Raw genomic sequence first — 12,943 nt, forward strand, 5'->3', positions numbered from 1 at the left:
TTAAAGCAGGCCGCAACGCCGTTTACTGCGCTCCTCCGCCTCCTGGTACAGCGTAAACTCGTCCAACACCGGGCATCCCAGCGCCTGCTCAAACGCGTCGCGGCTGGCATTACCATGACGGCGCGCCTGGGTTTCATTTCCCAGGTTTGACTGGAAAATGCCCGCTGCGCTGACCGGTAAAAAATCTTCGTAGGTAATGGGCTGCGCCGCCACCCAACCGCGTTCAATGTGGGGCTGCGGGTCGTCACCAGGGTGAATGGCATGACGATGCGCTTCGCCCGTCGGCGTCAGTCGATAGCGGAACCAGGCCAGCCCTTGCTGGCGCAACAGGAATTCGCTGTCGGGAAATGCTTTAAACACCTCCTGCAAATGCAATTGATGCGTCAAATTGTCTTTCCCGGTCCCGGCGCGCTGGAGCAGCGCGTCATAAAGCTGCCGTCCTTTGACGGTCAGCGCCACCCCACGCTGCTCAATTTCGCCAAAGCGCGCGGTATGTGTGCCCTGCTTTTCGCCAGCAAACAACACGGGTTCTTCCAGCGCTTTAAAGCTGGTCTGGCGCAGCAGGATCGGCACGTCGCGACGCGGCGGGCCTTCAATCAGTATCTTGGGTTCGATACCGCATTCCGGCATCATCGCCTGTACACGGTCAATATCCAGCGTGCGCGGCGTGAGATGATTAATATGGCAGCCAGGAAAACAGACCACGTCGGCAATCAGCCGGTGCTCATTATGCAGCGCCAGATAGGTTTGCGCGTCCACGGTAGCATGACGGTGCCAGCGGAACGTTTCCAGCGCTTCCTCGACGAACTCTTGTGCCTGTGCCGCGTCGAAACCGTTTTGCTTGTCCCAGACATCAAGCAGTTCCCGGCAACGCGGCGTAAAAATATCACGTTGGGCGAGGATTTCCGCCGCGCGCTGACGTAACGCCGCATTTTCAATCAGCTCCAGGCGAAGCAGCGAAGTAAAGACCCGAAATGGGTTTCGCGATAACGAGGCGTCATCGACGGGCCGGAACGCCGTCGAATGCACCGGTACGCCAGCCTGAGAAAGATCGTAATAGCTGACCGGAAACATGCCCATGATCGCAAACATGCGCCGTAGCGTGGAAAGTTCCTCTGCCGTCCCGACGCGTATCGCCCCGTGCCGTTCTACGTTCAGGCGGGCCAGTTCGTCGGCGTTAGCCAGTTTTTCGTGCAAGGTGGGGTTATTTTCCAGTACCGCCAGATTGACATCAGCGACCAGTTCGAGCAGCGTGCCGTACTGCGGAACTTCCTGCTGGTACATCGCTGACATTGCTTGCGAAAAATGTTCCCGAATCTCATCTGCCGTGATGCTGTTCGCCATAATGTCATGTCTCCAGTGAATGTTACCTGGAGTGTAGAAAAGGCCGTTCATTCCGTGGGGAAGAATTTACAAAGTGTGATCCCGCCGAAACTCGTCCCGTCGCGTTGCGCCCCCCCTTCTATAACTCACGGCTATGTAATAATCGACATAAATTCACTTTTAATTAACATTGTATTTACAGAAACTCTGGCAGGCGACCTGAAAACAATAATTCTCTTACCCGTACAGGAGCCCGCTATGCAAGATAACCGTTTCGCCCGCGAGGTCATTCATCGCGACTACTACAGCCATCCGCCGGCCTTTGCCCCTGGCTACAAAACCAGCGTGCTGCGTTCGCCGCGCAATGCGCTGATCTCTTTGCAAAACTCATTATCGGAAATCACCGGTCCGGTATTCAGCGATAGCGATCTGGGTCCGCTGGACAACGACCTGATCATGAATTACGCCAAAGACGGTTTACCGATTGGCGAACGTATTATTGTCCACGGCTATGTTCGTGACGGCTTCGGTCGTCCGATGAAAAATACGCTGGTTGAAGTCTGGCAGGCGAATGCGGGTGGCCGCTACCGCCACAAGAAAGATCAGTATCTCGCGCCTATCGACCCCAACTTTGGCGGCTGCGGACGCGTGTTAACCGATGAAAACGGATACTATTTTTTCCGCACCATCAAACCAGGTCCCTATCCGTGGCGTAATCAGGCCAGCGACTGGCGTCCTTCGCATATTCATTTTTCACTGTCCGGCGATGCCTTCGCCCAGCGTCTGATCACCCAGATGTATTTTGAAGGCGACCCGCTTATCAGGCAGTGTCCCATTGTCAGAACCCTCAACAACGACGACGCTGTTCGCACCCTGATTGCCGAACTGGACACCCACACCGCCGTTCCGCTGGACTGTCTGGCGTACCGTTTCGATCTGGTGCTGCGAGGCCAGCGCGCCACACTGTTTGAAAACCGGACTCAGGGGGTCGCACGATGAAAGATTATTTACCGGAAACCGCCTCACAAACGGCGGGACCGTATGTGCATATTGGATTAGCGCCGGACGCGGCAGGCTTTCATATCTTTGAGAAAAACGTCAGCGCCACGCTGACCAACAGCCATACCGAAGGTGAGCGTATTACCCTTGAAGGCCGGGTGATCGACGGTTCCGGCACACCGGTGCGCGATGTGCTGCTGGAAATCTGGCAGGCCAATGCCCACGGACGGTATAACCATCCAGCCGACCATCAGGAGGATAAGAAACTTGACCCGGATTTCCGCGGTTGGGGACGCGCCTGTTCCGACTTCGACAGCGGCGTCTGGCGCTTTGAAACCATCAAACCGGGATGCGTCGTCGGGCGTGACGGCAGGGTCATGGCGCCGCACGTTAACCTGTGGATTGTCGCCCGGGGCATCAATATTGGCCTGCACACCCGGATGTATTTTGCCGATGAACCTGAGGCGAACCAGCGCGACCCGGTGCTAAACCTGATCGAATGGGAAGTTCGCCGCCAGACGCTCATTGCCCGGCGTGTTCAGCGCGGCGACGAGACGGTCTATACCTTTGATATTCATCTGCAGGGCGAAAAAGAAACGGTCTTTTTTGACGTTTAATGGTAGCAGCGGGCTGACGCTTCAGCCCGCTGACGTTTTGCATCAGGCCAGATGCTTCTCCAGCCAGGGCAACATCTGTTTCTTGCGACTCAGCATACCCTCGACCGTCACGGGCTGCGACAGCGGCGGCTGATGTGAACCGGCAAACCACAGCTGCGAATGCCCGGCGTTAATATCGGTCAGCATCAGCGCCACCAGATCCGCGCCGCTGCGGGTAGCGTATTCCGCCATCTCGCCTCGCAGGGCTTCCAGCACGCCGGATACCTGATCCAGAGAGTAAAGCTCGATCTGCGCGACGCTGACCTGCAACCCATGAAGAGTGAAGCGCTTGATATCCTTTTGCAGAAGCGCGCTGGCGGTTAAGCCTTCCACGCTGGTTTTCGCGCTTAATAATCCCTCACTAAAGGCGCTTAACGTCACGCCTGCCTGTTCCGTCAGTTCGGCTACCGCCTGACGATCGTCGTCAGTGGTCGTGGGCGATTTTAGCGTGACAGTGTCACTTAACAGGGCGCCCAGCAGTAATTGCGCTTGCGCGGAGGTGACCTGCGCCCTGTGCTGCGGCGTCATTAACTGCCATAGCAATGTGGCGCTGCTACCAACCGGTTTAATCCACACCTCCGGCGGCAGGCGGGTCATTAGCCCGCCCAGTCGGTGATGGTCAATAATGCCAACAACATTGCTGGACTGAAGGGTTTCCGGCCCTTGTGATGGCTCCGTAAAGTCCACCAGCCAGACGTCAAGCCCGGTGAGCGGCAGGGTCAACAACGGCGGCATGTCCAGCCCCGCCTGTTCGAAGATAAAGCGGGTTTCGCGATTCGGTTCGCCGAGACGCCAGGCCGTGGCCGGTAAGCCGCGCATCTGAAGCCAGCACGCGGTCATATACGCCGAGCATATCGCATCGCTGTCTGGATTAAGGTGGCCTATGACATGAATCATTTTCCCCTCCGCAGAGAAATCGCTGTCACTTAAATGAGTTAAATGTTAATTATATTTTGCAATCAAGTTATCAAAAACAAACAACTTTACTTGTCACCGGCACGGCTCTGTTTTTAACATCGCTTATGGAAAAAAATAGTTTGTTCAGTCAGCGCATCCGATTGCGCCATCTTCATACATTTGTCGCTGTCGCTCAACAAGGAACACTGGGGCGTGCAGCCGAAACCCTTAACCTCAGCCAGCCCGCGCTGTCAAAAACGCTGAACGAGCTGGAGCAGTTGACCGGAACCCGCCTGTTTGAACGCGGACGACTTGGCGCCCAACTGACCCTTCCGGGGGAGCAGTTTCTGACCCATGCGGTAAAAGTGCTTGATGCGCTCAATACGGCCGGACAGGCGCTAAACCGTAAAGAAGGTCTAAACAATGATGTAGTGAGAATCGGCGCGCTGCCCACCGCTGCGCTGGGTATCCTGCCTGCGGTGATTGGCCCGTTTCATCAACAGCAAAAAGAGACCACCCTGCAGGTGGCCACCATGAATAACACTATGCTGCTGGCGGGACTGAAATCCGGCGAGATTGACATCGGCATTGGCCGGATGTCCGATCCGGAACTGATGAGCGGCCTGAACTACGAACTGCTGTTTCTCGAGTCATTAAAGCTGGTTGTCCGCCCCGGCCATCCGCTATTGCAGGAAAATGTCACTCTCAGTCGGGTCATGGAGTGGCCCGTGGTGGTGTCGCCGAAAGGCACCGTGCCACGGCAAAACGCCGAGGCGTTATTGCAAAGCCAGGGCTGCAAGCTGCCCACCGGCTGTATCGAAACGCTTTCGGCCTCGCTGTCGCGCCAGCTTACCGTCGACTACGACTACGTGTGGTTTGTGCCATCCGGGGCGGTGAAAGAAGATCTGCGCCAGGCGACACTGGTCTCTCTGCCGGTGCCGACCCAGGGCGCGGGCGAGCCCATTGGTATTCTTACCCGCGTGGACTCACCGCTTTCTTCCGGCGCGCAAACGCTGATAGGCGCGATTCGTAAATCCATGCCGCTATGAACGCAACCGCCTGGCCGGATGGCGGCGTGAATGCGCCCTATCCGGCCAGGCGGTTGATAACCGTCAGAAGGTTTCCCAGTTGTCTGTGCCAGCCGTGACCGGCGTCGGAACAGGTTCCGGCGCGCGGCGGGCCGTTGTCGTCCGCGTGACGCCGCTTCCGCTCTGTAAACGAAACGCGCCTACGGCTTCCGTCAGTCGTGCGGCCTGCTCTTCCAGTGACGCGGCGGCGGCAGAAGCTTCTTCCACCAGTGACGCATTCTGCTGAGTGACTTTATCCATCTCGGAAATCGCCTGGCTTACCTGGACGATGCCGCGACTTTGTTCATCCGACGCCGCCGCAATCTCCAGCATGATATCGGTCACCCGTTTCACCGCGTCGACAATATCGGTCATGGTGTTCCCCGCCGCCACCACTTCGCCAGACCCCTGATCGATAAGACGCACCGATTCGCTGATCAAGCCTTCTATCTCTTTTGCCGCCTGGGCGCTACGGCTGGCGAGTGTACGCACTTCGCTGGCGACAACGGCGAACCCGCGTCCCTGCTCACCAGCGCGGGCGGCTTCAACCGCCGCGTTGAGCGCCAGGATATTCGTCTGGAACGCAATGCTGTTAATCACGGCGGTAATTTCGGAAATCTTCTTCGAACTGGTGGAAATATTGCCCATTGTCTGCACGACGCCGGACACCATCTGGCCGCCACGGCTGGCTTTACCAGACGCGTCTTCCGCCAGTTTACTGGCGTGGTGCGCATTGTCGGCGTTTTGTTTTACCGTCGCGGTCAGTTGTTCCATGCTGGCGGCGGTCTGTTCGATTGCCGCCGCCTGCTCCTCGGTACGCGACGACAAGTCGGTATTGCCTGCGGAGATCTCGCTCGTGCCGCGATAGATTTCCTCTGCCCCCTGACGCACCGCGCCGACGGTGTTTACCAGCGAACGCTGCATCTGCTGCAAATGGCGGCTCAGACGGCCAATCTCGCTGCGACCTGTCGGCTCATCCTGCATGGTGAGATCGCCCGCCGCGATTTGCTCAATGCGCTGGGCGGCATGTTGTAACGGACGAATCACGGTGCGACGCAGGACGATAAAGGTCATCAGCGTCAGCAGTAACGCCAGCGCAAAGGCGCCAATCATAAACATTACCCCTAAACGGGTGCGTTGATGCGCCTGCTCGCTTAAGTGTGTAGCGCGCGCCGTGCGTATCTCAATGGCCTTCAGAAGGATTTTGTTGTAGTTGGCGTCAAGCTGCCGCGCCTGTTCGCTTTCGTGATTAATGATAGCTTCGAACATGCCGTTTTTGGCGTATTTCAGCATAGGCTGCAGACCGGCCAGGTATGCCTGAAAACTGCTGTTCAGATCGCCATCCAGCGCTTCATCAGCAGGGGTTTTCACCGCCCGCGCCATATAGGTATTAAATCCATCTTCAGACTGTTTAATCCGCTTTTCCGCCGCCGCGATATTCGCTTTCATGTCGTCCATTTCGGCAATACGGCTTGCCGCACCGGCGTGGATCATGTTGATCCGCGCGGTACGCAGATGGTTAGAACTGTTTGATAACCCCATTCGCACCTGAATTTCATCCGTGACGTCGCGCTGATCGCGGTCAGCCTGCATCAGAAAATAGCCGGCCAGGCCGGAGCTCAGCGCGAAAAGTAAAAGGATGCCACCGAGAATGGAGGAAAACAGCGGAACCAGCCTGATTTGATGCAGGAAGCCCAGCTTATGCGGTGCTTGCATCGATGATGTGTTGTCCATGACCGTCGACTCTCTTATTGGATTTATGCGTGATACACGCCCGTTAGATAGTCATCGGCATTCAGGAAGGTTTACTTATCGCAAAAAGCGCTGACTTCGTCACACTTTGACAACATTTTTGCTAAAGAAAGGAAAAATGCCAGCGGAGGCTCCGCTGGCAAAGGGATTACTTATCGCCGAAATGGATAACGGTACGAATCGATTTGCCTTTATGCATCAGGTCAAAGGCCTCGTTGATTTGTTCCAGCGGCAGACGGTGCGTAATAAACGGATCCAGTTGGATCTTACCCGCCATCGCCTCTTCTACCATCCCCGGCAGCTGCGTACGCCCTTTTACACCGCCAAACGCGGAACCGCGCCAGACACGGCCAGTCACCAGCTGGAACGGACGCGTTTTGATCTCCTGACCCGCACCGGCTACGCCAATGATGATGCTCTCGCCCCAGCCTTTGTGGCAGCATTCCAGCGCGGCGCGCATGACGTCGACATTACCGATACATTCAAAGCTGAAATCCACCCCCCCGTCGGTCAGGTCAACAATCACGTCCTGGATCGGCTTATCGTAGTCCTTCGGGTTAATAAAGTCGGTCGCACCCAGCTCGCCCGCCAGGGTGAATTTCTCCGGATTCGTGTCAACGGCAATAATGCGCCCGGCTTTCGCCTGAACCGCCCCCTGAATGACAGCCAGACCAATTCCGCCAAGCCCAAAGACCGCAACGGTATCGCCTTCTTTTACCTTCGCCGTGTTGTGTACGGCACCGATACCGGTGGTCACGCCACAGCCCAACAGGCAGACTTTGTCCAGCGGTGCCTGGGGATTCACCTTCGCCAGCGAAATCTCGGCGCACACGGTGTATTCACTGAAGGTGCTGGTGCCCATATAGTGATAAATGGGTTCGCCTTTATAAGAGAAACGGGTAGTACCATCCGGCATCAGACCTTTACCCTGCGTGGCGCGTACAGCCTGGCACAGGTTGGTTTTTCCGGATTTGCAGAATTTACATTCGCCACATTCTGCGGTGTAAAGCGGAATAACGTGATCGCCGGGTTTCAGGCTGGTGACGCCTTCCCCCACCTCGACAACCACACCGCCGCCTTCATGGCCGAGCACGGCCGGGAACACGCCTTCCGGATCGTCGCCGGACAGGGTAAACGCATCGGTATGGCAAACCCCGGTATGGGTAATCTTCACCAGTACTTCGCCTTTTTTGGGCGGCGCAACGTCAATTTCAACAATTTTAAGCGGTTGACCAGGGCCAAAAGCAACTGCTGCACGTGATTTCATATCTCTCTTCCCTATTATTGCGAGGTGATGTGTTTATTTTAGATAAGCGCGAAGAAGGTGACCGATTTCCGCCATTCGCACAGCACGCTGGTCCGGCGTGGTTTCTCCACTCACCAGTTCATCTTTGAGATGGATTTCAACCATTTCGCCCATCAGACCATTAGACGCACCGCGGACAGCGGCAATCTGTTGCAAAATAGCCAGACAAGGTTCGCCAGACTCCAGCGCGCGTTCGAGCGCATCAACCTGCCCTCGTATGCGCCTGACGCGGGTCAGGATCCGTTTTTTATCTTCAGGTGAATGCGGCATAGGCCCTCCTGCATACTATAGGGGGGTATAGTAACAGGAACAGGTCATCATTGAAATAAAGAGATCCCTGAAAGACATAAGCCCCGGTTGATCTTTTTCTCCACCGGGGCCGAAAGGTACAGCAGACAATATCAAAGCCAGCATCTTACATAGCGCACGCCAGACCCCGCGCGTTCGACGATCAGCGTCCGTTTTTATCCCCGCTTACGGGGCATCATGCGCAGCAACGTATTGTCCTTCCACATATAGTGATGCATCAGCGCGGCGGCGGCGTGTAACGCAATGACCAGGTAGCCCAGGTTCGCCAGCACAATATGCCAGGATTTCAGCATAGCCACGGCATCTGCATTGGCCTGAGCCGCATGCGGCATCACCATCCCAAACGCGAACCACGGATTTCCGCGGTTATACATCATCATCAGGCCTATCACCGGCAACGCGATAAACAACAGGTAAATGATCAGATGCCCAAGATGCGCCAGGCCGGTCATCATCGGCTTAGGCTTTGGCTCAATCGGCGGCGCGGGGAATTTCAGTCGAACGACGAGCCGCGCGACCATCAGCGCCAGTATGCTCATCCCACATGAAACATGCACCATATTGATAACCGGACGGTAGCTGCGAGGGAAAAGCCCACGAAACTCCATCGCGCAGTACGCCACAATCACCAGTAAGAATACCAGCCAGTGAATTCCAATCTGCAGGCCTGAATACTTATTGCCCATAATACGTCCTGAGTAAATTCGTAAAGCGTCAACATAGCGAGCTTTTGTTAAAAATTCATTAACTTTTCTTCATCGTTTTTCAGTCAGTTAGGCTTAACGGCAAGAAGTGCGATTGCTCATCCCGCCAGAGTGAACTAAGCCTGGAAAGGAAAAAGAGACCGCACTGCTACATCCTGACAGGAGTAAACCATGAGTAAAATTGGCATTAACGGTTTTGGTCGTATTGGTCGTCTGGTACTGCGTCGTTTACTGGAGGTCAAAAGCGACGTCGATGTCGTCGCCATTAACGATCTCACCTCGCCGAAAATCCTCGCTTATTTGCTGAAGCATGATTCCAACTATGGTCCTTTCCCGTGGAGCGTTGACTTCACCGAGGATGCGCTGATTGTCGATGGCAAAGAGATTGCCGTGTATGCGGAGAAAGACGCGAAAAATATCCCATGGAAGGCCAAAGGCGCGGAAATTATCATTGAATGCACCGGATTTTACACCTCGAAGGAGAAATCTCAGGCGCACATTGATGCCGGGGCTAAAAAAGTGCTGATTTCCGCCCCCGCTGGCGACATGAAAACCATCGTCTATAACGTTAATGATGACACGCTGCAGGCAAGCGATGTGATTGTCTCGGTCGCATCCTGCACAACTAACTGTCTGGCGCCAATGGCTAAAGCGCTCCACGACAGCTTTGGCATTCAGGTGGGCACCATGACCACCATTCACGCCTATACCGGCACCCAGTCACTGGTCGATGGTCCCCGAGGAAAAGATCTGCGCGCCTCCCGCGCGGCAGCGGAAAACATTATCCCCCATACCACCGGCGCGGCGAAAGCCATTGGTCTGGTGATCCCGGCGCTGAGTGGCAAGCTGAAGGGCCATGCTCAGCGTGTCCCGGTGAAGACGGGCTCCGTTACGGAACTGGTCTCCATTCTGAATAAAAAAGTCACCGCCGAAGAGGTGAACAACGCACTGAAACAGGCCACCGATAACAACGAATCTTTTGGTTACACCGACGACGAAATCGTCTCATCGGATGTTATCGGCTCGCACTTTGGCTCTGTGTTTGACGCCACTCAAACAGAGATTACCGAGGTGGGCGATCTGCAACTGGTGAAAACCGTGGCCTGGTATGATAACGAGTACGGATTCGTCACCCAACTCGTTCGTACGCTGGAAAAATACGTTACGCTTTAACAACAAGGCGGAGAGGCTCCTCCGCCCTTTTTTCTTCTGCTCGCCCGCGCTGTGAATACCCCGGCCTTTACGCTACGACTGGAGATAAACCACCTGCGTTTGCAGATACTCGTTCAGTCCGTGCTTACCGTCCGCGCCACCGATACCTGATTTGCGCCAGCCCGCGTGGAAACCCTGCATGGCTTCAAAGTTCTCACGGTTGATGTAGGTTTCGCCGAACCTGAGTCCCTTGATAGCTTTCATCGCCACATTGAGATTCTGCGTATAAATCGACGAAGTCAGGCCATAGTCGCTGTCGTTCGCCATGGCCAGCGCGTCATCCAGCGTATCAAAGACGACGACGGGCAGCACCGGACCAAAAGTCTCTTCATGCATGATCGCCATCTCCTGGCGCACATCCACCAACAGCGTCGGTGGATAGAAGTAGCCTTTCCCTTCCACCGCGTTACCCCCAAGCACCACTTTCGCGCCTTCTTCAACCGCACGCGTCACTTTTTGCGCCACACGTTCCAGCGCAGCCGCATTAATCAACGGTCCCATCGCAATGTCGTTACGCTCGGCGGGATTGCCAAACTGAACCGCTTTCATCGCGTCAGCCAGACGCGTGACAAACCGATCGTAAATGCCTTTCTGGACATACACCCGCTCGGCACAGTTACAGACCTGCCCGCTATTAATGACGCGAGAATCAACAATCGCCTTCACCGCCAGCGCCAGATCCGCATCGTCCATAACGATAGCTGGCGCTTTGCCCCCCAGTTCAAGGCATACTTTGGTGATGTTCTTCGCGGCGGTGGCCATAATTTTTTCTCCCGCCGTCACGCTGCCGGTCATGCTGACCATCGCCACCTTAGGATTCCCCGCCAGCTCCTGTCCGACTGTTTCACCACGACCGAGCACAAGGTTAAAGACGCCGCGCGGCAAACCAATATCATCGACGATCTTCGCAAAAGCGATGGCATTATTCGGCGTAAACTCGCTCGGCTTGATCACGATGGTATTGCCCGTGAGCAACGCGGGCGCCAGTTTTCGGGCGATCAGGAAGAACGGGAAATTCCACGGCAGGATACCGGTGGTCACGCCCAGCGCGCGCTTAAACAGCAATATATTCTCGCCGGGGCGATCGCTTTGCAGAATCTCGCCCTCGTAGCGGCGCGCCCACTCGGCCATATAGTCAAGATAATCGGCGGTAAATGACACTTCCACCTCCGCCAGCTGTTGGATCTTGCCGCCCTCGGCAACAATCAGCGCGCTGATCTCATTAGCTCGCTCGCGGATGCCAGCGGATATTTTGCGTAACCATCTTGCGCGTTCAATGGCCGGCAGCGCTTCCCAACCGATCTGCGCCCGTTCTGCCGCCTCAATCGCTTTACGCGCATCTTCCGCCCGCCCGTCCGGGATACGGGAAATCACCTCTTCCGTCGCCGGGTTGATGACATCAATCCAGGCTTCTCCGTGCCAGGTCACAAACTGTCCGTCGATATACATAGGATGTTGTACGGGTACTGACATGCGCTACTCCTGTGATTGAAATGTTTTTAACAAGTGAAATTGTTGTTAATAAACATCAATCATGCCGTCAGTATTCCAACTGGTGTTTTGATAATGTGAGCGGCCTCATAAAAGAGGCCGCTCAGGGGCAAAGAACGCCGCTGGCAAGGGCAGGAAAAATGCCCGTTTGGGAGAAAACAAGGCTAAACGGGCAGGGTTCAACGCAAAGCGCGATCGCTGAGGGCCGCATAGAGTGCTTCATCGTCGTGCAGCGTTTGCCATGCGGCTTCCACGTCCGCCGGAAAATCAACGTGAACAATAAAGTCGCGACCGCAAGGTCCGTAGCCCGATTCGTCGTTACGCAGGCGTGGTATTTCGCCCGCCACCAGCGCTAAATAACGCTCAATGGTCCATACGCGATCATCAATGTTGGAAAAAGCAAGACCGTCGTCATGCCGGTAAAGCAGCGGTGTGAAGCCAGGATGACTTAACCAACGCGGCGCATCCGGGTTGTCACGGGTTACCCGGCGAAACGTCGCAATAGTGCGCCGCTGCATGGTGGGGTCCTGAACCACAATCGCCGTATTGATGGGATCGGTGACCCCGGTAAGCAGGCTGACGCTAAAACGTGCATTTTCACCGCAGTTAGTGGAACGTTCTTCCAGCCAGATTTTATCCGCCGGGATCTGCCAGAACTGGCGTGCGATATCTGCAAGGATAGCCGCTTCGGTGCGTCCGGTGGTACGAATCGTATTGTAACGGGGATGCTGCGCAATGGCGGCATACAGAAAGGTCGTTGAGTGCCCGATCCCGCCGGTAATCAACAGCGGAACAGATTGCTCTTTCGCGATGCGGCAGGCGGCATCAATGGTGGGGATCACGGCATTACCGGCAAGCACGACGCAGTCGGCCGGATAAGCCGCACCGCCGTGAAAGTCATCCTGCGCCAGCCACTGCCCTACAGTATTAATCGCCTCAAGGGAGGCGTCGGAAATGTTCAGGAACGTTCGCATAGTGGGCTCCTCCTCTTTCTCAGCAGCCTACCGCAGCCCGACAGGATAAACAGCAGATCTCTCTGAAAGGTTAAGCGTTAAATTTCGCCGCTTTTTTTGTCACATTCATGAAATAACCAGAAACGTCTAAAAACGTATCGGTTGCACCTGTCGATTATCCTGTTTTTAAGCCGTTTAATAAATCATCCCTGTCATATCTTCTGCTCTCACAGAAAATTCGCCTGGTAAATTGCCTTATTTTTGGCGCATGTCT

Annotated in this window: 12 protein-coding genes; 4 read left to right on the forward strand and 8 right to left on the reverse strand. The window is 55.4% G+C overall.

The genetic code is table 11. The features are described from left to right. Complete coding sequence (locus tag APU02_RS21955) at positions 1–1,344, reverse strand: VOC family protein (RefSeq protein ID WP_042283188.1); 1,344 nt, start codon at positions 1,342–1,344, stop codon at positions 1–3. A 237-nt stretch (positions 1,345–1,581) separates the two neighbouring features. Between APU02_RS21955 and pcaH the strand changes: the two genes are divergently transcribed. Both pcaH and pcaG read left to right on the forward strand, forming a co-directional pair. Then, a complete protein-coding gene (pcaH, locus tag APU02_RS21960) occupies positions 1,582–2,322 on the forward strand; it encodes a protocatechuate 3,4-dioxygenase subunit beta (protein WP_060571235.1) in 741 nt (246 codons plus the stop codon). Continuing rightward, the gene (pcaG, locus tag APU02_RS21965; RefSeq protein WP_060571236.1) at positions 2,319–2,939 is read left to right on the forward strand and encodes a protocatechuate 3,4-dioxygenase subunit alpha; all 621 of its coding nucleotides are present in this window, start codon (positions 2,319–2,321) and stop codon (positions 2,937–2,939) included. Before pcaH ends, pcaG begins: the two co-directional genes overlap by 4 nt. A gap of 42 nt (positions 2,940–2,981) precedes the next feature. Here the strand turns inward: pcaG and APU02_RS21970 are convergent, their stop codons facing one another. Beyond that, positions 2,982–3,875 carry a manganese-dependent inorganic pyrophosphatase gene (locus tag APU02_RS21970; RefSeq protein WP_060571237.1) on the reverse strand — a complete coding sequence of 298 codons (894 nt, stop codon included), beginning with the start codon at positions 3,873–3,875 and terminating at the stop codon, positions 2,982–2,984. Between the two features lie 125 nt (positions 3,876–4,000). Between APU02_RS21970 and APU02_RS21975 the strand changes: the two genes are divergently transcribed. Next, on the forward strand, positions 4,001–4,924 hold the full coding sequence (locus APU02_RS21975) for a LysR substrate-binding domain-containing protein (RefSeq protein ID WP_060571238.1): 924 nt from the start codon (positions 4,001–4,003) through the stop codon (positions 4,922–4,924). Between the two features lie 63 nt (positions 4,925–4,987). Here APU02_RS21975 and APU02_RS21980 read toward each other — a convergent pair whose 3' ends face one another. The 4 genes from APU02_RS21980 to cybB form a co-directional block, all read right to left on the reverse strand. Then, on the reverse strand, positions 4,988–6,676 hold the full coding sequence (locus APU02_RS21980; protein ID WP_060571239.1) for a methyl-accepting chemotaxis protein: 1,689 nt from the start codon (positions 6,674–6,676) through the stop codon (positions 4,988–4,990). A gap of 166 nt (positions 6,677–6,842) precedes the next feature. Further along, the gene (locus tag APU02_RS21985; RefSeq protein WP_060571240.1) at positions 6,843–7,961 is read right to left on the reverse strand and encodes an S-(hydroxymethyl)glutathione dehydrogenase/class III alcohol dehydrogenase; all 1,119 of its coding nucleotides are present in this window, start codon (positions 7,959–7,961) and stop codon (positions 6,843–6,845) included. 33 nt (positions 7,962–7,994) lie between these two features. After that, a complete protein-coding gene (locus APU02_RS21990; protein WP_003833178.1) occupies positions 7,995–8,270 on the reverse strand; it encodes a metal/formaldehyde-sensitive transcriptional repressor in 276 nt (91 codons plus the stop codon). A 194-nt stretch (positions 8,271–8,464) separates the two neighbouring features. Continuing rightward, on the reverse strand, positions 8,465–8,995 hold the full coding sequence (cybB, locus tag APU02_RS21995; protein ID WP_060571241.1) for a cytochrome b561: 531 nt from the start codon (positions 8,993–8,995) through the stop codon (positions 8,465–8,467). A 189-nt stretch (positions 8,996–9,184) separates the two neighbouring features. Here cybB and gap point away from each other — a divergent pair, with 189 nt between their 5' ends. Next, positions 9,185–10,186: a type I glyceraldehyde-3-phosphate dehydrogenase gene (gene gap, locus APU02_RS22000; RefSeq protein ID WP_042283212.1), complete on the forward strand. Its 1,002-nt coding sequence runs from the start codon at positions 9,185–9,187 to the stop codon at positions 10,184–10,186. Positions 10,187–10,258: 72 nt separating this feature from the next. On the opposite strand, the gene aldA is transcribed toward gap, so the two are convergent. Beyond that, positions 10,259–11,698 carry an aldehyde dehydrogenase gene (gene aldA / locus APU02_RS22005; RefSeq protein WP_060571242.1) on the reverse strand — a complete coding sequence of 480 codons (1,440 nt, stop codon included), beginning with the start codon at positions 11,696–11,698 and terminating at the stop codon, positions 10,259–10,261. A gap of 197 nt (positions 11,699–11,895) precedes the next feature. After that, positions 11,896–12,690, reverse strand: a complete 795-nt coding sequence (locus APU02_RS22010) for a YdcF family protein (protein ID WP_060571243.1) — start codon at positions 12,688–12,690, stop codon at positions 11,896–11,898. Between the last annotated feature and the right edge of the window lie 253 nt (positions 12,691–12,943).

The organism is Citrobacter sp. 50677481, assembly GCF_001463265.1.
In the GTDB taxonomy this organism is placed as follows: domain Bacteria; phylum Pseudomonadota; class Gammaproteobacteria; order Enterobacterales; family Enterobacteriaceae; genus Citrobacter_A; species Citrobacter_A sedlakii.

What these genes read in the sequence shown, in the direction of transcription:
- APU02_RS21990 (WP_003833178.1), bottom strand. Translation starts at nt 8,270, where the DNA reads ATGCCGCATTCACCTGAAGATAAAAAACGGATCCTGACCCGCGTCAGG.
- APU02_RS21970 (WP_060571237.1), bottom strand. Translation starts at nt 3,875, where the DNA reads ATGATTCATGTCATAGGCCACCTTAATCCAGACAGCGATGCGATATGC.
- pcaH (WP_060571235.1), top strand. Translation starts at nt 1,582, where the DNA reads ATGCAAGATAACCGTTTCGCCCGCGAGGTCATTCATCGCGACTACTAC.
- aldA (WP_060571242.1), bottom strand. Translation starts at nt 11,698, where the DNA reads ATGTCAGTACCCGTACAACATCCTATGTATATCGACGGACAGTTTGTG.
- gap (WP_042283212.1), top strand. Translation starts at nt 9,185, where the DNA reads ATGAGTAAAATTGGCATTAACGGTTTTGGTCGTATTGGTCGTCTGGTA.
- APU02_RS21955 (WP_042283188.1), bottom strand. Translation starts at nt 1,344, where the DNA reads ATGGCGAACAGCATCACGGCAGATGAGATTCGGGAACATTTTTCGCAA.
- APU02_RS21985 (WP_060571240.1), bottom strand. Translation starts at nt 7,961, where the DNA reads ATGAAATCACGTGCAGCAGTTGCTTTTGGCCCTGGTCAACCGCTTAAA.
- pcaG (WP_060571236.1), top strand. Translation starts at nt 2,319, where the DNA reads ATGAAAGATTATTTACCGGAAACCGCCTCACAAACGGCGGGACCGTAT.
- APU02_RS21975 (WP_060571238.1), top strand. Translation starts at nt 4,001, where the DNA reads ATGGAAAAAAATAGTTTGTTCAGTCAGCGCATCCGATTGCGCCATCTT.
- cybB (WP_060571241.1), bottom strand. Translation starts at nt 8,995, where the DNA reads ATGGGCAATAAGTATTCAGGCCTGCAGATTGGAATTCACTGGCTGGTA.
- APU02_RS21980 (WP_060571239.1), bottom strand. Translation starts at nt 6,676, where the DNA reads ATGGACAACACATCATCGATGCAAGCACCGCATAAGCTGGGCTTCCTG.
- APU02_RS22010 (WP_060571243.1), bottom strand. Translation starts at nt 12,690, where the DNA reads ATGCGAACGTTCCTGAACATTTCCGACGCCTCCCTTGAGGCGATTAAT.